Source organism: Pseudomonas putida group bacterium ESBL64 (assembly GCF_045277175.1).
Taxonomy (GTDB): Bacteria; Pseudomonadota; Gammaproteobacteria; order Pseudomonadales; family Pseudomonadaceae; genus Aquipseudomonas; species Aquipseudomonas alloputida.
The window spans coordinates 345,382-371,689 of the sequence record NZ_CP145799.1 but is presented as its reverse complement, the minus strand read 5'-3'; the positions used below and the strand labels follow the sequence as shown (position 1 = coordinate 371,689).

The following is a 26,308-nucleotide window of genomic DNA, read 5'->3' as shown; positions in this document are numbered from 1 at the left end:
GGCACCGGCCTGCCCGGTGCCTCACCTCATCACGGACAGATGACATGAAACGTATTGCTATCATGGGTGCCGGCGTGGCCGGCCACCTGGCTGCCCTGTACCTGCGCAAACGCCTGCCGGGCGTGGAAGTGACGCTAATCGGCCGTCCGGACCGCAAGCGGCCGATCGTCGGCGAGTCGACGGTCGAACTCACTACGCACTTTTTCAAAGGCATAGGCCTGGGCAGCCTGCTCGAAGAGAAGCACTACCACAAGTACGGCCTGACCTATTACCTGAAGCTACGCAACAACCCGGAATGCCGCAACTACGTGGTCCACGAGGCCCCCGGGGTTATCCGCATGCCAGCCTACAACCTTAACCGGTTCAGTTTCGACAAAGACCTGCGTGCCATCGTCGCCGGGCAGCAGGTGCAACTGATAGAGGCTGACGTGGCTGCGGTGGACCTGCATGAAGGTGAGCACACCCGCCATCGCCTGACCCTGCGCAACGAGGCGCAGAGCTGGCAGCTGGATGCCGACTGGGTGGTGGATGCCACAGGCCGCAATCGCTTCATGGCAAAGAAGCTCAAGCTGCACAAGGAGCCAACCTACCAGCGCAGTACCTTCTGGTTCCGCCTGCGCCAGTTCGACCGCAGCATTCTGCACAACATCAACACCCACAAGGACAAGCATCACTGCTACGACCCCTACTACGTCACCCACCATTTCTACGGCAAAGGCTACTGGATCTGGCTCATCCCCATGCGCAGTGACGACGGTGCCGACATGATCAGCATCGGCATCACCTACCGGCCCGACATGGTCAACGAGCGGATCGGCACTTTGGAGGCGTTCAAGGAGCGGGTCATGGCCGATCATCCGGTGATCACCGAGTTGATGGCCTCGGGCGAAGTGGTCGACCAGCACGCCATGTACAACTACATGTATGAAGCCAACCAGTACTACTCCACCGATGGCTGGTTCCTGATCGGTGACGCGGCATTCACCTTCGACCCGGCCAACAGCGCAGGGCTGGCCTACGTGGCCCAGCAGATCCCGCAGGTGGCTGCGATGATCGAAAAGGATATCCAGGGCACCCTCACCCCGGGCTACGTCAGTTGCCTGGAGTCGCACATCCAGGCGCAGCTCGCACTGCAGGACACCTGGAGCAAATGGTACGAGGTGATGGACGACCCGTTCCTGATGGGCTGGACGCTGTTGTTCGCCAACATGGCGTACTTCCATGTGGTGCTGCCGATGTACGTCAGTGGCGACTTCCTCGACGGCCACCAGGCGCAGCAGTTCGCCGACCTGCTGCCACGCTACACACGTGACTTACAGCCATCGCCGCTGCCATTCGCCTGCCTGCTGCGCGAAGTGCGCCGCTCCAACCCGGGCATTAGCCCACAGATGATCCCCAACCTGTACTCGCGCACCATCAACTTCGCCCTGTACAAGGCCGACAACCAGGCTCGCCCGCGTTACGCCGCCAGCTACTTCCTGCGCTCGGCAATGCTGCGCCTGCGCCTGATGCGCATGGTGCGCTGGAGCTTGGCACCACGCCACCTGAAGTTGCTGGCGCGGCACAGCCTGGGCACCCTGCAGGACCTCGGCCGGGCAACCAGCCTAAGGCTGATGCCCTCGTTGTTCTACAAGTACGGCGAAGCCCCCGAACTGCTCAAATCGCCATTCGGCAGCGACGGTGGTTTCCTCGACCTGGCCAAACACTGATGGCCTTGCCCAAGATGACGGCCGACCACGAACTGCTCGCCCAGAGCGGTGTGCGCCTGGCTGCGGGGGTGCGCGATGGCACGCTGTCACCGGTCGCCCTGGTCGAGGACAGCATCGGCCGCTGCCAGGCCATACAACAACGCTGCAACGCCGTGGCAGTGGCGTTGTACGACCAGGCACGGCGGGCCGCCGAGGTTGCCGAGCGCCAACGTGACCAAGGGGTTACGCTGGGCCGCCTGCATGGCGTGCCCTTCAGTTTCAAGGAAGGCCTGGGGCTGGCCGGTGCACCGAAAACCTGCGGCTCGCGCCTTCGCCAGCAACAGGTTGCGCGTTTTACCGCCACTGCCGCGCAGCGCCTGATCGAGGCTGGCGCCATTCCGGTGGCACTGGGCAACCAGGCCGAGATGGCGCTCTGGCCTGAAACTGATAACCCGGTCTATGGTTGCACCGGCAGCCCTTACCGGCAGGGGCGCAGCGCCGGTGGCAGCAGTGGTGGTGATGCCGTGCTGGTGTCCAGTGCTTGCGTACCTTTCGCGCTGGGCACCGATGGTGGCGGCTCGGTGCGTATCCCGGCGGCCTGCAATGGCATCTTCGGCCTCAAGCCATCACGGGGGCTGGTGCCATTGACCGGGCATCTGCCCCTTGACGAGCGCGGTCTGGGGCAGCCGCATGCACTGGGTATCGCCCGGCATTTCACCGTGGGCCCGTTATGCCGACATGCCGAAGACCTGCCCGTTCTGCTGGAAATCATCGCTGGCCCCGACCAGCGCGATCGCAACATTGTCGACCACTACCAGCATTGCCAGGCGCCCGGTGCATTGCAGCACCTATACCTATGCCAGCCAGACCGCCTGAGCTGGGGCAGCCGGGTATCCCCGGCAGTGACCCAGGCACTGGAGGACCTGGCGCACCACTTTCAATTACAAGGCACCCAGGTCGAACGCTGGTACCCTCAGGCACTGGACGACGCATTCGCCATCTGGCTGGCCGTGCTGAAGAAGGAAGCCGGCGCTCGCCTGGCCGATATCCTCGGCGATGGCCAACCTGTGGCGCACCTGACCCAGGCCTGCCTGGCCCTGGCCGGTAAACCCTTGCATGCCACCGGGCCCTGGCTGGCTACCGTACTCGACAGCCTGGGCGAATTCCTGGGCAGCCCCGGGCTTACGCGTCAGCTGTCGAAACGAGATGCCCTGCAACAGGCATTGGCCGAACGCCTGGCGGGCAACAGCTTGCTGGCACTACCGGTGCTCCCCGGCATCTCCCCCAAACATGGCCATGCCCTGCGCTATCCGGGCGATATCGGCTACACCGCATTGTTCAACGTACTCGGGCTGCCAGCGCTGACGGTCCCCATGGGACGCCTTGACCAAGGTTGCCCGGTTTCCGTGCAACTGGTCGCCGGCCCAGGGCAAGAGCACCGGCTGCTGAACGCAGCCCTGGCCCTGGAACATGCATTCGGTGGCTGGCTCGCACCGCCTATCTGACTCTTTATTTTCGGGACTTCATCATGTCCAATGCCATTCATGCCAGTACCGTGCAACTCACGCCGGCACCCCAGGCCCAGTCAGCCGTAGGTTCCCAGGCGGAGCACCTGACCCTGATGTTTCTGCTGCAACTCATCGTGATCTTCAGCGTCTCGCGGCTGATCGCCTGGTTCAGCACCCGCAGCCTGGGCCAGACGCCGGTCGCCGGCGAAATCCTTGCCGGGCTGGTGCTCGGTCCGAGCCTGCTGGGGTATTTCTTCCCCGAGCAACTGGCCGCGCTGTTCGTACCGCAAACGGCCACCGCCTTCGTGGTCACCGCGCAGATCGGCCTGATCCTGCTGATGTTCCAGGTCGGCCTTGAGTTCGAGTTCGGCACACACCTCAAGGGCCGCAAGCGTTCGGTCATCGTCATCAGCATGGGAGGGCTGCTGGTGCCATTTGCCAGCGGCATGCTCACTGCCGAGTACTTCTGGCAGCAGATCAGCGGGGACAAACCCTCACTGCTAGCCTTCCAGTTGTTCTTTGCAACGGCACTGTCGATCACCGCACTGCCCATCCTGGGACGGATATTCATGGAGCTTGGCCTGTCCCGCTCTCGGGTCGCCACGCTCACCATTGGCGCGGCAGCAATCGACGATGTATGCGGCTGGCTGATCCTGGGCGGCGTCACTTCGTTGATCGCCTCGCAGTTCAACCCCTGGACCTCTCTGGCGAGGTTGCTGGCGCTAGCGTTGTTCTTCGTCGTCGTGATCGCCCTAGTACGGCCACTGGTCCTGCGCTGGATAATCGGCGACCTGCAGCGCCGGCCGTTGTCGACCCAAGGGATATCGCTGATGCTGATCATTCTGTTGACCAGTGCGACAGTGACCAACCTGATCGGGGTATTTTCGATCATCGGCGGTTTCATACTTGGCGTAGCGCTGCATACCCAGCGCACCTTCGTCGAACAGTGGAATGCCAAGGTCAGCGGCGTGGTCAATGCGTTCTTCCTGCCGATCTTCTTTGCCTATACGGGCCTGCGCACCGATATTGGCGCCCTTGAGGGCAACACCGCTCTGTGGAACTGCCTGTTGATCTGCCTGGTGGCCTTCGCCAGCAAATTCTTCGGTGCTTATGGGGCTAGCCGCCTTCTGGGCGAAAATCGCCGCGATTCGGCATTGATCGGTGTATGCATGAACACCAGGGCGCTGATGGAGTTGGTGGTACTGAACGTTGGCTATGACCTGGGCGTGCTGCCCAAGGAGTACTTCACGCTGCTGGTAATCATGGCCATCATCAGTACCTTCATCGCATCGCCGCTGATTCGCTTGTTGACCGCACGCACCCGCGCCCCGCATGCGACCCCGGGGGCAACCGAGGTCAGCAACGGCCGAGGTCAGCGCGAGGTTTCGACGCGCAGCACTTCGGTGTAGATCGCGTCAACCGTCTGGCCAACCTTGAGGTTCTTCATGCGTTTCTGCAGGTCTGGGTTCTCGACCTTGACCACCTGCAGCTTGCCCTCCGGTGGCAACAAGCTCACCTCATGCGTCTTGAGGTCGATCTTCTTGATCTGAGAGGTAACCTTGACCTGGCGGAACGCCTCGCCGCCCGGGTTGGGGTTTTGCTCGGTTGCACGAATGGTACCGGACTCTTCAGTCGCTTTCGGCGCCCCACCCACTTCCGGATTGAGCACATAGGCCACGGCGCGTGTCACGTAGATGTCGACTTGGTCACCGACTTTCAGGTTGGGCAGCGCTTTGGCCTTTTCGGTCAGCTGGAACGTCACATCCTTCTTCTCGTCAGGGCCTTTCACCGTGACTTGTCGGGTGGCCAGGTCGATAGCCGTTACCTGTGTGGTGACATGGCTTTCCAGCGCCTCGCTCCCGATGGGGATACCGGCAGCCTGTACCGTGAAGCTGGCAGCAGAGGCCAGCGTGGCAAGGGCTACAGCACGAGCGAGAGTACGAATGGGGTTCATAGGCGTGCTTCCCTGTGATCAAGTCCGAATAGGCGCGTGAAAGGCTCACGCGCTAACAAGCATAGCCATTACCTGCCGCCTTGCCGGCCCTCCCGGTTGGCGACACATTTCGTCGCAGAGATCACTGTTATAGCTAATACGAATTCTTTACACTTGCTTTACATTTGCAAATCATTACTATTCGTGATCCCGATAACAACAAAGAGTCGCCTGTAATGGCAAAAAGGTCTGTTGCCCCAGCATCCATTTCCATGCTGGGCCTGCTCGTTGTGCCTGGTGTCCACGCTGCCGCCCAAACCGATACGCAAAGTAGCCTCGCCCTGCCCGCCACCGCCGTCACCAGCGTCTATGAGCAGCAAAGCTACAAGGCCAGTGAAAGCCGCAGCGCCATGAAGATCGACGCGCCGCTGCGCGATATCCCGCAAACCGTCAACGTCGTTCCCGAAAGCGTGATCAAGGACCAAGGCGCACAGTCCATGGAAGACGTGCTGAAGAACGTGCCCGGCATCGGCCTGTCCAACGGCGACGGCCAACGCGATCAGGTGACCATCCGTGGCTTCAGCGCCATTGGCGACATGTACATAGACGGCGTGCGTGACGACGCCCTGTACTTTCGCGACCTGTCCAACATCGAGCGTGTCGAGGTGATCAAGGGCCCGGCCGCGGTGCTGTATGGCCGTGGCTCCTCGGGCGGGCTGATCAACAGCATCAGCAAAAAACCAAGCTTCACGCCCAAGCGCGAAGTCGGCATGAACGTCGACAGCGAAGGCAAACGCCGAACCCAGTTCGACACCGGCTGGGCCGACCCGCAAAGCAACCAGGCCTACCGCGTGACCGGTGCCTTCGAAGACAGCGACACCTTCCGCGATGATGGCTACATCGACCGCAAGGCCATCGCACCGTCGGCCTACTTCCGTCTCTCGGACGACCTGGAACTGAACCTGGGCGCCACCTACCTGTACGACAAGCGCCTGATCGACTTCGGCATCCCGGCCCTGGGCAACCGCCCGGTGGACGTGGACCGCGACAAGCGCTTTGGCTCTGGCGATGCGGACCAGGATTACGCCCGCAGCGAGGTGTTCTCGCTTACAGCCAGCCTGGACTACCGCATCAACGACAACTTCACCCTGACCAACACCAGCCGTTACTACCGCTACGACCTGGACCGCAACAACACCTTGGCCGACAGCAGCCCGACGCGCTTCGTCACCGCGCCCGACGGTGAACTGCTGATCAAGCTCAACCGCGGCAACGTCGCCCGCGATGAGTACGGTGTGTTCAACCAGACGGAGCTCAAGCAACAAGCGCAACTGGCCGGCATGCAGCACAACCTGTTGTACGGCGTGGAAGCAGGCTTTCAGGACAAGTACCAGCGCGTGCTGAGCCAGACCAACGTGGCCCAGGTACCGGTGTACCGTGATGCCTTGGTGCCGGTACCGGAACATGCCGCCAACCTGTCGTCCAAGGGCACCAACTTCCAGCAGACCACCGGTCTGTACGTGCAGGACATGATCGAGCTGAACGCGCACTGGAAGGCATTGGTCGGTGTGCGTTATGACATCTTTGGCCAGGAGTACGACGACGACCGCGTGCAAAACATCGACCTGGATCGTACCGACAAGACCTGGAGCCCGCGTGCGGGTCTGGTCTACCAGCCAGACGCCATCCAGTCCTACTACATGTCGGTCAGCCGCAGCTATCAGCCTTCGGGCGAAGTGTTCGCGGTGAGCCCGAGCAACCAGCACCTGGAGCCGGAAGAAACCACCAACTATGAAATCGGCGCCAAATGGGACCTGCTCGACAGCCGCCTGTCACTGACCGCCGCAGTGTTCCGCCTTGAGCGCACCAACATGAAGACTGCCGACCCGGCCAACCCCAACCTGACCGTATTGGCTGGCGAACAGCGTACCGATGGCTTTGAAGCCACCGTCAGCGGGCATCTCACCGACAAGTGGCAGATCTATGCCGGTTACGCTTACCTGGACGCCGAAATCACCAAGTCCAACAGCAAGACCAATGGCGTGGCGAACGAAGGCCAGACCCCTACCCTGACGCCGCGCAACAGCGCCAACGTCTGGCTGGTACGTACCCTGACACCAGAGTGGCGTGTGGCCGCCGGAGCCAACTACGTCGACGAACGCTACACAGCGCTCGACAATGTGGTGGTGATGCCAGGCTATACCACCTTCGACGCCGCGCTGCTGTACAGCGTGCCGCAGTGGGATGCCGCGCTGCGCCTGAAGAACGTGTTCGACCGTGACTACTATGCCTCGGCACATGGCTCGGTCGACCTGATCACCCCAGGGGCACCGCGCACACTGGAAGCCAGCTTCAACTACCGCTTCTGACCCACGCGCAATGCCTGTCAGTCAGCAATTGGGCCGCTCTGCGGCCCATCGCCAGCAAGCTTTGACGATTTGATCAGATAGCATTCAGCGATTACGCGTCACCCGCCACACCGTATTCGCCAGGTCATCGGCAATGATCAACGCTCCCCGCGGGTCCACCGTCACCCCAACCGGTCGCCCCCGGGTCTTGCCATCCTCACCGCGAAAGCCCGTGGCGAAGTCGATCGGCTCCCCAGCAGGCTGGCCATTGCTGAACGGCACGAAAATCACCTTGTAACCTACCGGGTTGGGCCGGTTCCAGCTGCCGTGCTCGCCCACGAACACACCGTCGGCAAAGCGCTCGCCCATTGCCGAGGTCGAGAAGTCGACACCCAGTGCGGCCACATGCGAACCTAGGCTGTAGTCCGGCTTGATCGCCGCCGCCACCTTGTCCGGGTTCTGCGGCCGCACCCGCTCATCCACATGCTGGCCCCAGTAGCTGTAAGGCCAACCATAGAAGCCCCCTTCACGTACCGAAGTGAGGTAGTCCGGCACCAGGTCGGGGCCCAGCTCATCCCGCTCGTTGACCACCGTCCACAACTGCCCGGTCTGCGGCTGGATGGTCAATGCCGTCGGGTTACGCAAGCCGGTGGCATAGGGCCGGTGTGCGCCGGTCTCGGCATCGACCTGCCAGACCATGGCCCGATCGATCTCCACCTCCAGGCCGCGCTCGGTGATATTGCTGTTCGAGCCGATACCCACATACAAGAAGCGGCCATCCGGGCTGATGGTCAGCGCCTTGGTCCAATGGTGGTTGATTTCGGCCGGCAGGTCGGTGACCTTGGTTGGCGGGCCGTCGGCCTGGGTCTGGCCTTCCTTGTAGTCAAAGCGCACCAGCGCATCCTGGTTGGCTACATACAGCTTGCCGTTGGCATAGGCCAGGCCGTACGGTGCGTTGAGGTTATCCGCAAACACGGCCTGTACCTCGTAGTTGCCATCGCCATCAGCATCGCGCAGCAAGGTCAGGCGGTTGCCACCCTTGACCTGGGTATTGCCCTTGGCCTTGATCTGGCTGGCGATCACATCCTTGGGCTTGAGCTTGGCCGCGCTGCCTCCCCGGCCCTCAGCCACCAGAATGTCGCCATTGGGCAGCACCAGGCTCTGGCGCGGGATTTTCAGGCCGGTGGCAATGGCGGTGACACTGAAGCCCTCCGGCACGGTCGGTTTCAGTTCGCCCCAGGCAGCCGGTTGCGCAATCTTCATGCTCGGCAGCAAGCCGCGCTGAGGCTCCGGCAGCTTCGGGTCCGGGCCATGGGCCTGGGTCGGCTCGCCGTCGCCACCACAGGCACTCAGCAATAGCGCCACGCCCAACAGGCTAAATGCATGCAAAGGCTTCATGCCACACCTCCTGAACGCAGGTTGCTCAAACCGGTCCAGGCGGCCACCACCGCGAGCACTGTCACGATGACCGACAACACCAACCCAGAGGGCATCACCGCCCAGGCGTCCTTGGCATGCTCAAAGGCATTGATCAGCCCAAGCCCCCAAGTCACCAGCAGCAGCACGAAGTACAGCGTAGCGCGCCCGCCCTTGCGCTCGGCGCGGATCAGGTTGGCCAGCGCGAACAACAGAGCCAGCCCACAGAACACCAGGGCACCGGCGATCAGCCAGGCGGCGAAGTTGCTCCACTGAATCTGGTAGCTGTTGTAGTAGGCGATATCGCTCAGCAGCGCACCAAGGAACAACGGTACGCTGCCCGCCAGCAGCAGGGCATGCAGCGGGCTGGGCGTACAGCGGTAAAGGGTTTGATCAGGTGCGGTCACGGTGCCTCCTTTTCATTCAGTGACCCAGGGCTGATGGTCTTGCGCCATCAGGTAAGCGCGGGGTGCGCTTAGCAAAGGAGCCCCTTGACGCCCTGATAGTTCACCGCTTCGCTGTAATGAAATATCCTGCAAGGCATTTGCTGCCAAGCGCAGAAGGGGAATACATGAGCAGACCAAACGCGTACTGGGCCCTGGCCACCCTGCTCGGCCTCAGCCTGGCTCTCGCCGGCTGCTCCAGCAACGCCAGCAAGGCACGCTACGCCACGCCTGCAGTGGGCTCCAACTGCTTTGCCAAGGCCGTCCCCACTACCGGGGAAGGCGGCCTGGCCTGGGGCAATACATTGAGCATTGCGCGACAGAAATCCCTGAATAACTGCGTGCGTTATGCCAGCCGCTCGGGAGGCACGCCCAGGACTTGCCAGGTAGTGATGGCCAAGTGCAAAAACTGAACATATAACAATCTTAAAGTACGAAACCTCCTACAAAAACACTGCAACTTTTCACACGACATTGCGCAAGCACAATACTTATACATTCAAATAAAATCTTACACTTTCAGCCTCGACCCAAAAGCAGCGACCGAGGCATTGTCTTTCACTTGAACTCCAGATACTTGATCGCCCGCGCATCTCAGCAAGTAAGTAGGAAACTTCTTACAGCATAGAGTCGGGCCTGAAATCCAGCACAGTATGAATAACGGCATTTCAGTCTTGTCAGTACTGAAAGTTGCCGCAGTGCGTCTCTGGTTCGAAAAGACTGTCTCTCTGAGCAAGGAGCTCGCATGACCAATGCCTCCGTCAGCAGCGCCACCTCCGGCCCTGCCTGCAGCGCACGCGTGCCCATCCTACCGGTGCGCTACGCCATCGTACCCCGCACCGGCGACGCCCCCGCCTGCCGCTATGCCGATGCAGGCTTCAACCTGGAACAAGGCTTCGCCCCGCTGCAGCACTCGGCCTACACCCTCCGCGCTGTGCGCCCAGGCTATGTCTACGTGTTCATGAAAGGCCCTCTGGGCGAAAAGCTGGTCATTCATGAGCACGTCGGCGCGGGCCTCTACAAGGAGCTGCGCTACCAAGGGCTGGAGGACTACCACCGCCGTGAGCGCTACCTGTCCGGCCAGAGCACGGGCTGGGTGTGGGCCGACACCTGCCAGGACACGGCCAAGGAAGTGTGGATCGGCTACAGCCCGCACCTGTGGACCAACGCCATCACCGCCCGTATCACCGGTTCGGCAGCCCTGCGCAAACGGCACATGCGCCAGCTGGACATGGCCGAGCTGGTGAGCGGCAATCAGGCGCCGTCCACCCAGCCCCATGTGTTGCCAGTGAGTGCCCTGCAAACCTGGGTCGAAGACTTCAAGCCAACCGAGCGGCGCATGCCGCTGACCTGGAGCAGCGACCCGGTCACCGAAGCCTTGCCCATCGGCAACCTCAATGCCATCGCCCGCCACTACCCCTGGACCCAGCCGAAAGTGCCAGTGGTGGTGGCGCTCGCCGACGCCGAAGGCATGGCCCTGGACCTGAGCCTGTCGGTCTCGGCCTACCAGCATCAACTGCGTGACCTGATGCCGGCCGAGCAACTGGAGCACACAAAACCCGCCCAACCTCCCGAGCAGGAGCGCGTGCCGGCATGCTACCGGCTGGATGCCGAACAGCTCAGCCCGCAGAGCCGCGACTTTCACCATCGCAACCTGGTCGCCATGCTGCTGAACAAGACGCTGGAAAGCCTGTACCCGGCGGATGCACCTTCACCGGAACTGGCCGCGTTCAGGCTGGGCACCTCACGCCGGGGGCCTGCCCTGTCGCCGGCCGAGTCCCATTTCCAGGCCCTCACCCATGAAGATTACTCCCCCAATGGCGCGCGCCTGGCACAGCGCCTCGATGTCGACAAATACCGGCGCTTCCTCGCCGAACGCGACGCACTGGAACGGCGGATTGCCGCCCTGCGCAACCTGGCCTTGCAAGCCAGCAACGATCATGACGCCTGGCTGGCGACGGCCGAACCCCAACACATTGATAACCCCTACAGCCTGGCTGCGGCACTGGCCTGTTACGACCGCGACGAACGCACCTCCGCCCGTGGTCTGGAAATCTCACTGGCGTTGCTGATCCACCCGATGGGCCAGCCGACACCCGGCACCGAAGATCATGACCGACGCTTCAAACGCCTGGAGCAATGGCTGGACCAGCACGACAGCCCGCTTTACACCGCCTTGGCGCCGTTCAACCCGTTCAAGGATAAAGCCGATTCGATCGGCTCTTTGTTCGGCGCCAGCGACAACGTGATCGAAGGGCTGGCCGGTCGCTTCCCGGCCATGGCTGACATCACCGACCTCACCGCCCAGTCGGTCAATGCCGTGGTGCTCAAGCGCCTGCGTGGCCAAACCCGTTGGGATGCCAGCCATGGCCTGCGCCAGCAAGTGTTGCTGGCAGCGCGTGAGGCCAATGCCGAGAAAGCGCTGGGGTTGTTGGCGGCGCGCTATCGCATCACCGAGCAGGCCATTACGGAAAATCCCTTTAGCCAGGAGGTGCAGCGGTATTTGAAGAGCGGCATGGCGCAGGTTGAAGAGATGAAAGCGTTGCGCATTTCGGGTAGCCGCACGGTGTCCATCGAGCTGACCACCAGTGCGCGCGTGAAACCCAACTTCCTTGGGTTGCTCACTTCCGGCGGTGGTGGTGGTTTAAACGCGGGGATGCTGTGGTTCAACATCTTATCGCTCAAGACGGCCTACAACAGCCTGCAGAAGAGCGATGCACCGGAATACACCCTGGGGTTCGCTTCATCTGTTTTCGGGGTGATTGGTGCAGCGGCGGCGACATTGGTCAGCGTGCGGGCAACGCATAAGGCCGTCATGCTGAGATTAAGTGCCACAGCGCCGGGCATGGCCTTTGGTAACGGTCTAATCAAGCTCCTAGGAAGCAATTTGTTCGCAAAGTTGTCCGGCTACCCGGCTATTTTCCTAGGATTCGCCTCTGACTATAAAAAATCCCAAAGGCAGAAGATGCACGGTAATACTGCCGCTTCTGATTTAACTTTCTATGGTGGGGGCGCGGTCGCAATAGGCTCCGTCTTGGTATTAGAAGGTGGATTAGCTATTGCAGGCGCCACAACACTTATCCCTTTTGCAGGGTGGACTGCAGCTGCAGTAGTCCTATTAGGTGCTGCGATCATAGCTGGAGGCATCTACCTCCATGCGAAAGCCACCGAACACCTTCACAACCCTATAGAGCTATGGGCCAGTCGAAGTATATTTGGGAACCGTCTCAATGACGGCGAAAGCCGACCAGACATAATTTTAGATACCGACAAGAAACTTCCAAACCTCGTCAACATTAAAGACGAAATCAACGCTTGGCATCAGGTATTTTACTCACCCTCGCTGCTTTCAAAAAAAGAGACAAAACTGTTTGACCTAGGGCATCTAGACAGCAAATGGACTGACTTAAACACATGGACTACTCCGAACTGGACTGCTATCACACACAATCAAGTTTCTAGCATCCCCCCCACTGCTGAATTTACAGTCCTCCTACGAGGGTTTCTATTGGGCCAGAGCGAATGGCAAGCCAGCCTTAGTAGCCAACCCGAGAACAATGGCATATCTGTATTCCCAGCCACACCAGACTGCTATGAAATCAGGGGAGGACTGATACTCCACTTCAAGAATCAAATTCGAAACCACCGCCACATTAAACTGAACATCAAATATCTGCCAAATCTAGGCTTAGATGAACAAGCAGGCTCCTCCCAGACCTTCAAGCTTGGGGAACGATAATGGCCATTTCATGGATTTTCACACCCTCCGCACGCTCTCAGTTCACTCCACATATCTCAAGCCAACTATCAACCATAAACAAACATCACTTATCCCTCGTGAACCCATGGGTATCCGACTCCGTATTCATGGGAAAACTATATACCGCCATGACATTAGGGTTAGCAGCCTATATCTACCCGGAGATCATAGATGCAGATTTTAGAAAGTCAGCGCTAGCGGACCTTCACTCACTCGCACAATACATTATTGCACCACTAATATTTACACCATTCATCGCCTACAGGATATTCTTCATAAAAAATCTTTCAAACATCTACCTCAATCGCGCAACTGGAAAAATTCTATATCAACGTAACAAAAAGCTTATCTCATTCGATTGGACCAATATCAAGGGAGGGGTATTTAAGCGCACAGAGTTCGGTGGTTCATCCTTCAGCACTAGCTATGCACTTGCCTTTGCCCCGCCTAGGAAGGACGGTAGCCTCCACAAAAAAGACTGCCTCTGGGTCGACAGTAACGAACCCACCGAACCCGGCGTCAAACATGTCGCCGAAGTGTGGGAATACCTGCGCCACTTCATGGACCACGGCCCGGACAAACTCCCCCCGCCCGGTGAACCCAACTGGTGGCACAAGCCACTCCACGCCATCTGCCTGACCCCGGCAGAAGCCTGGCGCCACTATGCCCCCTGGCGAACCGGCGAGCCCGGTGAAATGCAGGGCAAAAAGAACTGGCAATTGCCGTTCTGGGCCGTGCTGTTTCCCTACAACCTCTCCGTCGCACTCTGCTGGTATGGCATCTGCCGCCTGTTCAACGTCCGAGCAGCGCCACCGCCACCAGCAGCCTTCGAAGAAGCCCCCGTTCAACCCGGCAAAAGGAAGCGCAAATGAAACCCATCGTATTGGTAGGCCATCGTCATAGCTGCCCGCTCCATGGCGAAGGCACTGTGGAAACCGGCGCAAATGCAACATTCGTGGATGGCAAGGCCGTCGCTCGTGTGGGCGATCGCATCAGTTGTGGCGCCGTTATCGAAACCGGCGCTGCCTGCACAATCATCGAGGGCCACCCCGCAGCAAGGGAGGGTGACACTACCAGTCATGGAGGGACGTTAATCGAGGGGGACCAGGGTTGGCTCATTGATTGAAAGCCACTATCGGTCACTGAGCCGGATACTGAAGCCTGTCAGTCATCCGGTTGGGGCCGTCCAGCGGGTGCCCCGTTCTCACACGCATGGCGCCATGCCCGCAGACTGCGCCATGCCTGCGTCAATCCAGCACTGGCCGAAGCAACGCCTGTGCCTCATACAGGGTCGGCAAATACCGCAACCGTATCTCATCAATACTCAACCGCGAAGCATGAGTCGTGATGGTCAGCGTCGCTTTCAACTGACCGGCCCGTCCCAGCAATGGCACCCCCAGCACCCGCATACCGATTTCATATTCCTGATCAACGATACAGAACCCCTGCCCCTTCACGCGCAACAGCTCAGCGTCCAGCTGCGCCCGGTCTGTCAGTGTGTAAGGCGTCAACGCCCGCAGCGGCTGACGGGCAAAGTATTCGTCCCGCTCCCCCTCTTCCAGCCAGGCCAGCCAGACCCGCCCGCCGGCCGTGCAATACATGGGTACCCGCGAGCCCGGCCTGATCGACAAAGACGCCACATGGCTATACCGGCTACGCACCAGATGGATGATCTCATCGCCATCGCGGGTACCCACCGATACGTGCTCCTGGGTCTGCCGCGCCACCTGTTCAACAATCGGCCGCAGCATGCGCGGCAGTTGCGCCGAGTCCACATAAGCCTGGCCGATACGCAAGGCCTTGGGGGTCAGCCAGTACTCCCGGCTGTCAGTTTCGGCAAAGCCCTCATGCACCAAGGTCAGCAGAAACCGCCGCACCGCACTGGGCGTAAGGCCAGATAACCTGGCCGCCTGCGGCACACTCAGGCGCGGCTGCTCGGCGCTGAACAGTTGCATCAGCGCCAGGCCTTTCTGCAAGCCCGCGATCAAGTCACGGGGATGGATGGCGGGTGTGTTCATGCATTCGACTCGCTACCAGAGGAACAAAAACAGCCGATTACTGCGATAACCGGATCATGACTGCGATTATCGCATTAAGTGGCCGCTTGACGCATTGTTGCACGCGTCCCTCTGCCTCACCCTTGCCTCCATAACAACGCCAATAAGGAGGTCAGCATGATTCGAGGTTCCACTGAACTGGTCGCCATCGTCGGTTCGCCCATCGCCCAGGTGAAGTCTCCGGAAAACTTCAACACCTGGTTCAACCACAACAACTGCAACCTCGCCATGCTGCCCTTCGACCTGCACGAGGCGGCGCTGGACAGCTTTGCGGATACCCTGCGTGGCTGGCAGAACCTGCGCGGTTGCGTGGTCACCGTGCCTTACAAGCAGGCGCTGGCCAACCGCGTGGACGGCCTGAGCGAGCGCGCAGCTGCCCTGGGTTCGGTCAATGTGATACGCCGCGAGCGCGACGGACGCCTGCTGGGCGACAACGTGGACGGCGCCGGCTTCCTCGGCGCTGCGCACAAGCATGGCTTCGAGCCGGCGGGCAAACGGGCACTGGTGATCGGTTGCGGCGGTGTTGGCAGTGCCATTGCCTATGCACTGGCTGAGGCAGGGATCGCCAGCATTACCCTCAGCGACCCCAGCACAGCACGCATGGGTGCTGTATGCGAACTGCTCGGCAACGGCTTCCCCGGGCTCACGGTCAGCACACAGTTCAATGGGCTGGAAGACTTCGACCTGGTGGCCAACGCGTCCCCAGTCGGCATGGGCACCCGCGCAGAGCTGCCGCTGTCCGCCGCCCTGCTGGCTACCCTGCTGCCAGACACCCTGGTCGCCGACGTGGTCACCTCACCCGAGATAACCCCGCTGCTGAACCGCGCGCGGCAAGTAGGTTGCAGGATCCAGACTGGCCCGGAAATGGCCTTCGCCCAACTGGGCCACCTTGGCGCCTTCATGGGCGTCACACCGTTGGAGATCTGAAGCCATGACGACTCTGGAGCACACACACAACAGCTTCGACCTGGTTGTGCTGGGCAGCGGTGCCGGTGGTTTTGCCGCTGCCGCCACCGCGGCCCGCCGTGGGCTGAAGGTGCTGGTGGTGGAAAAGGCCGAACGCTTTGGCGGCACCTCGGCGATTTCTGGCGGCGCGGTGTGGCTGTACGGCACCGACCAAGCCCGTGACGCCGGCGCCAAGGACTCCCCCGAGGCAATGCGCACCTACCTCAAGCAGGTCATCGGCGACGGCTACGATCCCGCCTTGGGCGATGCCTTCATCGAGCATGGCCACCAAGCGCTGCGCTGGCTGGAGCAGAACACCGAACTGCGTTATGCCCTGCGCCCACTCTCGCCCGACTATTACCCGGATGCACCCGGCGCCACTCAGTTCGGCCGGGCGCTGGAAATGGTCGAATACGACGGCAAGCACCTGGGCACACGCTTCAAGGACCTGCAGATGCCACCGCCCGGCATGCTGCTGTTCGGCGGCATGATGGTCAACCGGGTGGATATCCAGCATTTCCTCAGCATTCGCCGCTCACCCAAGTCGCTGTGGCATTGCCTGAAGCTGATGGCGCGTTACGCGCGCGACCGCCTGCAGCACCCACGCGGCACCCGGCTTACCACCGGCAACGCATTGATCGCCCGCCTGGCCACCAGCGCCTTCGCCCACGGCACGCAGTTGTGGTTGCGCAGCGAAGCCGTGGAGCTGATCGCCGAGCACGGCGTGATCACGGGCGTGGTCGTACAGCGCGAGGGCCGCCGTGAGCGGGTAATGGCCCGTGGTGGCGTGGTGTGCGCCATGGGCGGATTCGCAGCAGGCGCAATGGCCGCCGGCTACCGCCCTGCTCAAAAGGCGCCGCACCTGACCATGTCACCACCGGCCAACGACGGAGCCGCCCTGCGTCTTGCCCAGGCCGTGGCAGCAGCCGAGGGCGAGAGCCTGGCGGCCAACTTTTTCTGGGCACCGGTTTCCGAACTGCGTCATGCCGATGGTGAACGTGAGCGCTTCCCGCACCTGGTCACCGACCGCGCCAAGCCGGGCGTGATTGCGGTAGACCAAGCCGGGCGGCGCTTCGTCAACGAGTCCGACTCCTACCACCACTTCGTGCACACCATGTTCGCCAACGGCATTGCCAGCTGCTGGCTGGTCTGCGATGCCGAAGCAATGAACCGGTACGGGCTTGGCCTGGCGCGGCCCAAGCCCGTCAACAACCAGGCGTTGATCGACGCAGGCTACCTGTATCGGGCCACCACATCGCAGGCACTGGCCCTGGCCATCGGTGTCGATCCACAGGTGTTTGCGCAAACACTTGCACAGTTCAACAGCGATGCCGGCAATGGCATCGACCGCGCATTTGGCAAAGGCGGCAACAGTTACAACCGCTACATGGGCGACCCGCAACATACGCCCAACCCATGCTTGGCCCCCCTGACCAAGGGGCCGTTCTATGCCATCCGCATTCACACCGGCGACCTCGGTTCAGCCCGTGGCCTGGTGACCAACGCCGATGCCAACGTGCTGAACCGCAGCGGTTTGCCCATTCCCGGGCTGTATGCGGTCGGTAACGACATGAACTCACTGATGAAGGGCACCTACCCCGGCCCCGGCATCACCCTGGGCCCTGCCCTCACCTTCGGCTGGCTTGCTGCCAACCACATCACCGCGCGCCTGCAGGCGCCGGCTACCCCTACGGAGAAACCGGCATGTACTACGAACTGAGAACCTACACCCTCGACCCATTGAAAATGGCCGATTGGCTGGCCCTGTACCAAAGCCACGCACTCGAGGTGCAGAGCGAACACCTGGGCAACCTGGTGGGCTTTTTCACCAGCGAGTTCGGCGACGTCAACCAAGTGGTGCACATCTGGGGCTATGCCAGCCTCGACGACCGCATGGCGCGCCGCGCAGCCATGGCGGCAGACTCACGCTGGGCGGAATTCTCGCGACGCAACCGCGAGCTGGGCGCGGTACTGCGCCTGCAATCGCGGCTGCTGCGCCCGACCGGTTTCTCACCGCTGCAGTAAGCCACACGCCACCTCTTCCAACAGCCGAGCGGACCCCTTCCATGCCCCCCCTTGAATGTGACGTACTCATCATCGGCTCCGGCGCCTCTGGCCTGGCTGCCGCCGTAACCGCCGCGCATCATGGCCTGACAGTGGTCGTCGCGGAAAAAGCCAGCCAGCTGGGCGGCACCAGCGCCTGGTCGGGGGGCTGGTTGTGGATACCGCGCAACCCTCTGGCCATCGCCGAAGGCATCGTCGAAGCCGACGATGCCCCGGAGCGCTATTTGCGTGCGCAAACCCACACCCGCGAGTTGGACCCGCGTCAACGCGCCTTCCTGCGCCATGGTCCGGAAATGGTGGCGTTCTTCCAGCAACACACTGCCGTGCAGTTCCAGTGCGGCAGCCGTATGCCCGACATGCGTGAAGGCGATGGCAGTGCACGCGGTGGTCGCTCGCTGTGTGCATTACCTTACGACGGGCGACGGCTAGGGCCTTGGCTGCACACGTTACGCCCACCGCTGGACATCGTCAGCCTGGCCGGCATGGGCATTGCCGGAGGTGCCGACATGGCTGCCTTCTTCAACGCCACACGCTCGCCGAAGGCAGCGCTGCATGTTGGCAAGCGCCTGTTGCGCCATGGCCGAGACCTGCTGCTGCACCGTCGCGGCCTGCATCTGGTCAATGGCAACGCGCTGGTGGCGCGCCTGCTGCGCAGCGCCCTTGATCGTGGCGTGACATTGCTGACCGAGAAAGCGGCCAGCCGTCTGTTGTTGTGCGAAGAACGGGTCAACGGCGCGCTGTTTGCCGATGGCCAAACGATCTACGCACGGCGTGGTGTGGTGCTGGCCTGCGGTGGCTTCCCACATGATCGCCAGCGTATCTCGCAACTGATACCGCACGCGCCGGACGGTGACCAGCATTACTCCGCTGCGCCCAGGGAGAATAGCGGTGATGGTTTGCGCCTGGGCGAACAGGCGGGTGGGCGGGTGTCTGCGGCAGGCGCCCACGGGGGCGCCTGGGCGCCGGTATCGCAGGTACCGCGCCGCAATGGCCATTTCGGCCATTTCCCACACCTGATCGACCGTGCCAAGCCCGGTTTCATCGCCGTGCGCCGCGATGGTCGGCGCTTCGTCAACGAAGCCGATTGCTACCACGACTTCATGAACGCGCTGTTCGCCGCCACGCCGCAGGCTGAGCAGCCGGAGGCCTGGCTGATCTGCGACCATGCTGCGCAACGGCGCTATGGCATCGGTTGGGCCAAGCCCTTTCCCTTCCCTACCCGCTTCTATCAGCGCAGTGGCTATTTGCACAGCGGCGCTACCCTGGCGCAACTGGCGCAGCGCTGCGGGATCGACGCCGAGCAGTTGCAACGCACGGTGGAGGGCTTCAACCATCATGCGGCACAAGGTGAAGACCCTACCTTTCTACGTGGCGCGTCGGCCTACAACCGGGCCCAAGGCGACCCGCAGCAGGCACCCAACCCGTCGCTTCGGCCGTTGCTGAAGGGGCCGTTCCATGCGGTGAAACTGCTGCCAGGCAGCCTTGGCACCTTCGCCGGCCTGGACACAGACGCCTCAGCCCGCGTACTGGACCACGCAGGGCAGCCGATACCCGGGTTGTTTGCAGTGGGTAACGACATGCACAGCGTGATGGGTGGGTACTACCCGAGCGGCGGCATTACCCTTGGCCCTGGGATGACCTTCGGGTATCTGGCCGGTAGAGCGTTGAGCGGGGGCTGTGCACATCATTGATGTCGGTGTTGCGCCCATCAGGCAACCAGGGCCAAAGCCTTCTACCCTTCAGTGAGGTGAATACCTGCCGCGCCCGCAGGCCAACGCAACCGTTCGATAACCGAACAGTAGCCCGTCTCTTGAATTGACGCTGCCGTCTTCACTGCTCACCATGCACCGGCCTTGCGTGCCCCCCCTGCCTGGGAAACGGTCACGTACCCGTAGCACCGCAGCTGAATACAATTTCAAGAAACGAGCAGTCTATGAACCACTCCAAGATCCCCCCCGCCGCGCCCCGGATGTCCCAGGGCTCGATCGGCGACAAGCTCCGCGGCGCCTTCGGCGTCGGCAAGACCCGTTGGGGCATGCTCGCCCTGGTGTTCTTCGCCACCACCCTGAACTACATCGACCGCGCCGCCCTCGGCATCATGCAGCCCGTGCTGGCCAAGGAAATGAGCTGGACGGCGATGGACTACGCCAACATCAATTTCTGGTTCCAGGTCGGCTATGCCATCGGCTTTCTGCTGCAAGGCCGACTGATCGACAAGGTCGGGGTCAAACGGGCCTTCTTCTTCGCTGTACTGCTGTGGAGCCTGGCCACGGGGGCCCACGGCCTGGCCACCTCGGCGGCAGGTTTCATGGTTTGCCGCTTCATCCTCGGCCTGACCGAGGCCGCCAACTACCCGGCCTGCGTCAAGACCGTGCGCCTTTGGTTCCCGGCGGGTGAGCGGGCCATTGCAACGGGGCTGTTCAACGCCGGTACCAACGTTGGTGCCATGGTCACCCCCGCGCTGTTGCCGCTGATCCTGGCTGTGTGGGGCTGGCAGGCTGCGTTCATCGCCATGGGCAGCCTGGGCCTGGTGTGGGTCGTGTTTTGGGTGCTGAAGTACTACAACCCTGAAGACCACCCCCGCGTGCGTCAGAGCGAGGTGCAGTACATCCAGCAGGATGACGAGCCCGAGCCGACCCGCGTGCCGTTCAGCCGTATCCTGCGCCTGCGTGGCACCTGGGCTTTTGCAGTGGCCTATGCGATTACCGCGCCGGTGTTCTGGTTCTACCTGTACTGGCTGCCGCCGTTCCTGAACCAGCAATACAGCCTGGGCATCAACGTGACCCAGATGGGCATCCCGTTGATCATCATCTGGCTGACGGCAGACTTCGGCAGCATCGGGGGGGGCATTCTGTCGTCGTGGCTGATCGGCCGTGGCGTGCGTGCCACGACAGCGCGGCTGGTGTCCATGCTGATCTTTGCCTGCACCATGCTCAGCGTCATCTTTGCCGCCAACGCCAGTGGACTGTGGGTCGCGGTGGCGGCCATCTCGATCGCGGTAGGTGCGCATCAGGCATGGACGGCGAATATCTGGAGCCTGGTGATGGACTACACACCCAAGCATCTGGTGAGCACCGTATTCGGCTTCGGCAGCATGTGTGCGGCAATTGGCGGGATGTTCATGACGCAGATTGTCGGCAGCGTGCTGACCGCTACCAACAACAACTATGCCGTGCTGTTTACCATGATCCCCGCCATGTACTTCCTGGCGTTGGTGTGGATGTATTTCATGGCACCGCGCAAGGTCGAGAGCGCCTGAGAGCGCTAGCTACTTACCTCTACGGGGCCCTTGCGGGCCCTTTTTTTTGGCCTGGTATTTCTTGAGAAGCAAACAACGACAAGGCAATGTTCGGTGTGGGAGCGGGTTCACTCACGAACGTGACGCAGCCGGTGCCATGCGCCACGTTCGCTCGATCAGACGGTGGCCAACACCGCCTTGGCTTTCTCCAGCGCCATGCGCGCGCGCTGTTCGCCGCTGATGCCCTGCTCCAGCAATTGCCGCGTGGGGATTTCCAGGCTCAGCGGCACGCTCGGCGGCAAGGCGCGCAACAGGCCAACCAGGTCAGCATCGCCATCACCCGGGAAGCGTCGCTCGTTACGCGCCTGGCGCAGGATCTCGTCCATGTCGGCCGGTACCGGACCAGCAACGTCACACAGTTGGGCATAGCGCATGCGCTGCGGCGCCAGCTGCGCCAGGTCGTCCAGCGAAGAGCCGGAGCGGTTGAAGTGGAAGGCATCCACCAGTACGCAGCCATTGACGCGGTCGGCGTTGGCCACCACCCGCATGGCCTGGCGCAGGTCACGTACGTCGGTCCAGGGCATGAACTCCAGGTGAGGGTGAATGCCGTATTGCGCCGCCAGCTCGCACAATGCGGCAAAGCGTTCGGTCAGGCGCGCTTCGTCGGGGTCGTTGCCCGCTACCAGCAATTCAGTGCCACCCAACTCGGCGCCCACCGCCAGGATCGCTTCGAAATCGGCCACACAGGTTGCCGGCTCAAGACGCAGGATCTCCAGGTCGAGCACCTTGATGCCCGTGTCGCGCAGGCGCGCCTGGGTTTGCCGACGCAGTTCGGCATCGGCAACCAACGGGAAATGCCGCTCCTGTTCGGTGGCTGGCACCAGCCGTAGGCCGACATGGCTGTAACCCGCTCGGGCGGCGGCCTCGACCATGTCCGGTGGAGACAGCTCGAGCACCGTCAGGGCCGCGAGGGAAAAAATTCGATCAGTCATTTATCATCACCCGCAATAGTAAGGTTGTATCAGCCAATGTGCTCGGGCGCGCAAGCCCGACCGCTTTGGGCTGCCTGCCTTATCGCTTCGATCAGCGCCAGTGTGCGCCCCCCGTCGGCAGCGTCGATCAGCGGCGCCTGTTCACCCCGGGCAACCCGCACAAAATGCTGCAATTGCAGGGTCAATGCCTCGCCGGCGGGGATGCTTTCCGAGCTTTGCAACAGGGGCGTATGCCAGCCCGAGCCTGCCTCGGCGTAATGCCAGCGCTTGAGCTGGGGAATGCTCAGTGCTCCTTGGGTACCGGCCAGCAGATAGCACGGCTGGCCATCCTGGCGCGGGTACACAGGGCTTTCGCCAGCGTCCAGCTCCCAGCTCCACGGTGCAGCCACCGCGTCGGACCCGGTCAGGCTGCCCAGGGCACCGTTGGCAAACTGCAGCAGCACCGCGGCGCTGTCTTCGTTGGCAAAACCGCGGACATCGTTGCGGGTGAAGGCCTGCACCTGCACCACCTCGCCGCACAGGTAACGCAACAGGTCAAGGTCGTGGATCAGGTTGGTCAGCAAGAAACCGGCCCCTGGCTCGCGGCGCCAGGGCGTTTCGAAATAGCTGTCGGGCTTTTGCAGCTGCCACAGCGCGGTGACGTTGATCAAACGGCCCAGCTTGCCTTCGTTGATCACCTGGTGCGCCTTGGCGATCAGCGGATTGTGTCGGCGATGGTGCCCTACAAGCACCGGCACACCTCGGCGGCGTGAGGCTTCCACCAGAGCACGCACTTCATCCAGGTTCACGCCCACCGGTTTTTCCACCAGCACTGGCACTCCGGCCTCGACACAATCCAGGGCGGTGGCGACATGCAGGTTGTTGGGGTTAGCGACGATCACTGCCTCGGGGCGCGCATGCGCCAACATTTGCCGGTGGTCGGCAAAGCAGGGCACACCGCACTCGGCAGCGAAGGCCTCGGCCTGCGGGCCGGGGTCGGCTACCGCACACAGTTGGGCTTGCGGCACATTGCGCAAGTGCTGGTAATGCTGCCGGCCCATAATGCCGGCGCCAATCAAGGCAATACGAAGGGGTGCGTTCAACAGCCTGTCCTCTTGTCATTGTTGTTATGAAATTCTGAAACCGGGTTCCAAAATTCATACTCGACAATTTAGAACCAAGTTCAGCTTTTCAGAAGAACGGGCGCAACAGACTGTGCGGTAATCGACCGGAATATCCTCTCAGGCAAACAGCTCGCTGGCGGGGCTGGCCGCCGACAGCTCTTCTGCCGCCGACAGCAATAGCGGTGCCAGCGCGGTAAGGCGGCTTTGTGCCAGCCGCGCGCTGGGCCCGGCGATGCTCAGCACGCCGATCACCTCGTCACTTTGCGGGCGGCGTACCACTGCGGCCAGGGCTGAGGTGCCGATGGCGGAGGTCTCCTCGACCCAGGCATACCCACGCTCGCGGGCGCGGTGCAGGTAGGCGAGCAGCTCGTCGGTGGAGCGTGGCGCATTCGGGCCGAACTGTTCGGGGTCGGCAATACCTTGGCGCAACACCATCTGCAGCGCCTGCTCATCGTCCAGGCTGGCCAGCCAGGCATGCCCGGAGGCGGTATAGAACAGCGGCGCGTCGCGCCCCATATCCGGGTCGTAGCGCAGCCCGGAGCGGGCCCCCTGAGACTTGGCGATCCAGGTTTGCCGGGCACCGTCGATCACCCCAAGGCGCACCAGCTCACCGCTGTCCTGGGCCAGGCGGTCAAGAATCGGCTGGATGATGTCGGCACCGTTGCTGGCGAGGTAACGAAAGCCCAGCGCTACCAGCTTGGCCGACAGCTGATAGCGGCTGTTTTCCCGGTTCTGGCGCACGTAGCCCAGCCGCACCAGCTCCGTGAGCATGCGGTGGGCAGCGCTTTTGGGAATGTCCAGGCGCTCGGCCAGGGTTTGTAACGGCAGCCCTTGGGGTTCACCGGTAAGGCTTTCTACAAGACTGAAGGCGCGTTCGATCTGACTACCAGCCATGTCACAGGTCCCTGATTTTTTTGCGAATTCTAGAAGATGATTCCACATCGTCGCTAGCCAGCGCAGCTCGGGCCACCCCGAATGTCCGATGATCGCCCAGTTCTTGCCTGACATGACCAACCTGACCTTGCAGGACCACCCGCTGCTGATAAGAATGTGGAACATTGTTCTAATAAAAGCACAGGAAACCCGCAATGCCTTCCGCTCCTCTCGAAACCGAATGCGATGTACTGGTCATAGGTTCTGGCGCCGCCGGGCTGGCGGCGGCCGTCACGGCTGCCTGGCATGGGCAGAAGGTGATCGTGGCGGAGAAAGAGCCGGTGTTTGGCGGTGCCACCGCCTGGTCCGGCGGCTGGGCCTGGGTGCCACGCAACCCGCTGGCGCGCAGGGCCGGCATCGAGGAAGACATCGAACAGCCGCGGACTTATCTGCGCCATGAGCTGGGGGCAAACTACAATGCCGAGCGCGTCGATGCCTTCCTTGAGGCGTGCCCGCACATGGTGGCGTTTTTCGAGAAGTACACGGCGTTGCAGTTTGCCGACGGCAACGGCATCCCGGACATGCATGGCGATACGCCAGGGGCAGCCCTTGGCGGCCACCAGGTGATCGCCGCGCCCTACGATGCCCGCGAGGTTGGCGCCCTGCTGCCACGCTTGCGCAAGACCATGCGCGAAACTTCGTTCATGGGCATGCCGATCATGGCCGGTGCCGACCTTGCCGCCTTCCTCAACATGACCCGCTCGCCCAAAGCCCTGCTGCACGTGTGCAAGCGCTTTGGCCGCCACCTGTACCACCTGGCCCGCCATGGTCGGGCCATGCACCTGGTCAACGGTGTGGCACTGGTGGCGCGCCTGGCTAAATCGGCACAGGACCTGGGTGTGCACCTGCAAGCGTCGGCGCCGGCCAAACGCCTGCTGATCGAGGGTGGCCAGGTACGCGGGGCGTGGGTCGCGACGCCACAGGGCGAGCAGCTGATCCGCGCCAAGGCCGTGGTGCTGGCGGCAGGTGGTTTCCCCAATGACAACGCCCGGCGCCAGCAACTGTTCCCGCGCGATGCCAGCGGCCACGACAACCTGGCGCTGCCGCCCAAGGGGTGTTCTGGCGATGGCCTGCGCCTGGGCGAATCCGCCGGCGGTGTGGTTGCCACCGACCTGAAGTCGCCGGTGGCCTGGGCACCGGTTTCACAGGTGCCGTATCGCGACGGCAGCGTCGGCCACTTCCCGCACATTATCGAGCGCGGCAAACCGGGCGTTATCGGTGTGCTGGCCAACGGCAAGCGTTTCGTCAACGAAGCGCATGGCTATTACGACTATGTGTCGGCCATGGTCGCTGCAGTGCCGCAGGGCCAGGAGGTGTGCTCGTGGCTGGTTTGCGATCATCGCTTCTTGCGCCGCTATGGCCTGGGGCATGCCCGCCCGGCACCGCTGCCGGTAGGGCCGCATGTGCGCAACGGCTACCTGAAACGCGGCGCCACGCTCGAGCAGCTCGCCCAGGCCTGCGGCATTGACCCGTCCGGGCTGCGCGCCACGGTCACTGACTTCAATAACCATGCCCGTAACGGCCAGGACCCGGCGTTTGGCCGCGGTTCCACGCCGTTCAACCGCAAGCAGGGTGACCCACAGCACAAGGGCCCTAACCCTTGCGTGGCGCCCATCGAGCACGGGCCGTTCTATGCGGTGAAAGTAAAGCCCGGCTGTTTTGGCACCTTTGCCGGGTTGCGCACCGACGGCAATGCCCGTGTACTGGATGAGGCCGGGCAACCGATTGCAGGCCTGTACGCAGCAGGTACCGACATGGCCAGCGTGTTTGGTGGCTGGTACCCGTCGGGTGGCATCAACCTGGGGCCGGCGCTGACCTTTGGCTATGTCGCCGGGCGGCACATTGCCGGGGTGCAGGGGTATGAGTGAGCTGATCCACAA

The 26,308-nt window shown here is 62.1% G+C and carries 21 protein-coding genes; 14 read left to right on the top strand and 7 right to left on the bottom strand.

The annotated features are described in order from the left end of the window. Nucleotides 1–44: 44 nt before the first annotated feature. Genes V6093_RS01660 through V6093_RS01650 form a run of 3 tightly spaced genes read left to right on the top strand, consistent with a single transcriptional unit; the run spans nt 45 to nt 4,605 of the window. Entirely contained in the window at nt 45–1,709 is a 1,665-nt protein-coding gene (locus V6093_RS01660; RefSeq protein ID WP_047603911.1) for an NAD(P)/FAD-dependent oxidoreductase, read from the top strand. Continuing rightward, nucleotides 1,709–3,193, top strand: a complete 1,485-nt coding sequence (locus V6093_RS01655; RefSeq protein ID WP_108079077.1) for an amidase — start codon at nt 1,709–1,711, stop codon at nt 3,191–3,193. The genes V6093_RS01660 and V6093_RS01655 overlap by 1 nt, the downstream gene beginning before the upstream one ends. A 23-nt stretch (nt 3,194–3,216) precedes the next feature. After that, nucleotides 3,217–4,605 (top strand): cation:proton antiporter, encoded by a 1,389-nt coding sequence (locus V6093_RS01650; protein WP_265979961.1) that lies wholly within the window; start codon nt 3,217–3,219, stop codon nt 4,603–4,605. On the opposite strand, the gene V6093_RS01645 is transcribed toward V6093_RS01650, so the two are convergent. Then, the gene (locus V6093_RS01645; protein ID WP_003247673.1) at nt 4,569–5,150 is read right to left on the bottom strand and encodes a hypothetical protein; all 582 of its coding nucleotides are present in this window, start codon (nt 5,148–5,150) and stop codon (nt 4,569–4,571) included. The genes V6093_RS01650 and V6093_RS01645 overlap by 37 nt on opposite strands. Before the next feature lie 215 nt (nt 5,151–5,365). Here V6093_RS01645 and V6093_RS01640 point away from each other — a divergent pair, with 215 nt between their 5' ends. Beyond that, complete coding sequence (locus V6093_RS01640) at nt 5,366–7,498, top strand: TonB-dependent siderophore receptor (protein ID WP_265979960.1); 2,133 nt, start codon at nt 5,366–5,368, stop codon at nt 7,496–7,498. Between the two features lie 84 nt (nt 7,499–7,582). On the opposite strand, the gene V6093_RS01635 is transcribed toward V6093_RS01640, so the two are convergent. Both V6093_RS01635 and V6093_RS01630 read right to left on the bottom strand, forming a co-directional pair. Then, nucleotides 7,583–8,875: a sorbosone dehydrogenase family protein gene (locus V6093_RS01635; RefSeq protein ID WP_265979959.1), complete on the bottom strand. Its 1,293-nt coding sequence runs from the start codon at nt 8,873–8,875 to the stop codon at nt 7,583–7,585. Beyond that, entirely contained in the window at nt 8,872–9,300 is a 429-nt protein-coding gene (locus V6093_RS01630) for a DUF2231 domain-containing protein (RefSeq protein ID WP_003247665.1), read from the bottom strand. The genes V6093_RS01635 and V6093_RS01630 overlap by 4 nt, the downstream gene beginning before the upstream one ends. Before the next feature lie 164 nt (nt 9,301–9,464). On the opposite strand from V6093_RS01630, the gene V6093_RS01625 reads away from it, so the two are divergent. The 4 genes from V6093_RS01625 (at nt 9,465) to V6093_RS01610 (ending at nt 14,222) form a co-directional block, all read left to right on the top strand. After that, nucleotides 9,465–9,749 carry a hypothetical protein gene (locus V6093_RS01625; RefSeq protein WP_003247660.1) on the top strand — a complete coding sequence of 95 codons (285 nt, stop codon included), beginning with the start codon at nt 9,465–9,467 and terminating at the stop codon, nt 9,747–9,749. 332 nt (nt 9,750–10,081) lie between these two features. Beyond that, nucleotides 10,082–13,075, top strand: a complete 2,994-nt coding sequence (locus V6093_RS01620) for a T6SS effector BTH_I2691 family protein (protein WP_406669683.1) — start codon at nt 10,082–10,084, stop codon at nt 13,073–13,075. After that, a complete protein-coding gene (locus V6093_RS01615) occupies nt 13,075–13,968 on the top strand; it encodes a DUF6708 domain-containing protein (RefSeq protein ID WP_143999962.1) in 894 nt (297 codons plus the stop codon). The genes V6093_RS01620 and V6093_RS01615 overlap by 1 nt, the downstream gene beginning before the upstream one ends. Then, nucleotides 13,965–14,222 carry a PAAR domain-containing protein gene (locus tag V6093_RS01610; RefSeq protein ID WP_003250871.1) on the top strand — a complete coding sequence of 86 codons (258 nt, stop codon included), beginning with the start codon at nt 13,965–13,967 and terminating at the stop codon, nt 14,220–14,222. The genes V6093_RS01615 and V6093_RS01610 overlap by 4 nt, the downstream gene beginning before the upstream one ends. Nucleotides 14,223–14,343: 121 nt before the next feature. Here V6093_RS01610 and V6093_RS01605 read toward each other — a convergent pair whose 3' ends face one another. After that, nucleotides 14,344–15,114: an IclR family transcriptional regulator gene (locus tag V6093_RS01605; RefSeq protein WP_047603919.1), complete on the bottom strand. Its 771-nt coding sequence runs from the start codon at nt 15,112–15,114 to the stop codon at nt 14,344–14,346. 156 nt (nt 15,115–15,270) lie between these two features. Here V6093_RS01605 and V6093_RS01600 point away from each other — a divergent pair, with 156 nt between their 5' ends. The 5 genes from V6093_RS01600 to V6093_RS01580 all read left to right on the top strand — a co-directional run bounded on the left by V6093_RS01600 (nt 15,271) and on the right by V6093_RS01580 (nt 21,421). Next, nucleotides 15,271–16,080 carry a shikimate dehydrogenase gene (locus V6093_RS01600; RefSeq protein WP_003250867.1) on the top strand — a complete coding sequence of 270 codons (810 nt, stop codon included), beginning with the start codon at nt 15,271–15,273 and terminating at the stop codon, nt 16,078–16,080. Nucleotides 16,081–16,084: 4 nt separating this feature from the next. Continuing rightward, nucleotides 16,085–17,818 carry an FAD-dependent oxidoreductase gene (locus V6093_RS01595; protein ID WP_047603920.1) on the top strand — a complete coding sequence of 578 codons (1,734 nt, stop codon included), beginning with the start codon at nt 16,085–16,087 and terminating at the stop codon, nt 17,816–17,818. Next, entirely contained in the window at nt 17,803–18,123 is a 321-nt protein-coding gene (locus V6093_RS01590) for an NIPSNAP family protein (protein ID WP_003250862.1), read from the top strand. The genes V6093_RS01595 and V6093_RS01590 overlap by 16 nt, the downstream gene beginning before the upstream one ends. Before the next feature lie 41 nt (nt 18,124–18,164). Beyond that, nucleotides 18,165–19,853, top strand: coding sequence for an FAD-dependent oxidoreductase (locus V6093_RS01585; protein ID WP_047603921.1), 1,689 nt, complete (start codon nt 18,165–18,167; stop codon nt 19,851–19,853). 242 nt (nt 19,854–20,095) lie between these two features. Next, nucleotides 20,096–21,421, top strand: coding sequence for an MFS transporter (locus V6093_RS01580; RefSeq protein WP_012052802.1), 1,326 nt, complete (start codon nt 20,096–20,098; stop codon nt 21,419–21,421). Nucleotides 21,422–21,576: 155 nt separating this feature from the next. Here the strand turns inward: V6093_RS01580 and V6093_RS01575 are convergent, their stop codons facing one another. The 3 genes from V6093_RS01575 to V6093_RS01565 form a co-directional block, all read right to left on the bottom strand. Continuing rightward, on the bottom strand, nt 21,577–22,392 hold the full coding sequence (locus tag V6093_RS01575) for a sugar phosphate isomerase/epimerase (protein ID WP_143999961.1): 816 nt from the start codon (nt 22,390–22,392) through the stop codon (nt 21,577–21,579). A gap of 29 nt (nt 22,393–22,421) precedes the next feature. Continuing rightward, nucleotides 22,422–23,474, bottom strand: coding sequence for a Gfo/Idh/MocA family protein (locus V6093_RS01570; RefSeq protein WP_004575428.1), 1,053 nt, complete (start codon nt 23,472–23,474; stop codon nt 22,422–22,424). A 138-nt stretch (nt 23,475–23,612) separates the two neighbouring features. Then, complete coding sequence (locus tag V6093_RS01565; RefSeq protein ID WP_012052805.1) at nt 23,613–24,389, bottom strand: IclR family transcriptional regulator; 777 nt, start codon at nt 24,387–24,389, stop codon at nt 23,613–23,615. 194 nt (nt 24,390–24,583) lie between these two features. Between V6093_RS01565 and V6093_RS01560 the strand changes: the two genes are divergently transcribed. Next, nucleotides 24,584–26,296, top strand: coding sequence for an FAD-dependent oxidoreductase (locus V6093_RS01560; protein WP_003250851.1), 1,713 nt, complete (start codon nt 24,584–24,586; stop codon nt 26,294–26,296). The last annotated feature ends 12 nt before the right edge of the window (nt 26,297–26,308 follow it).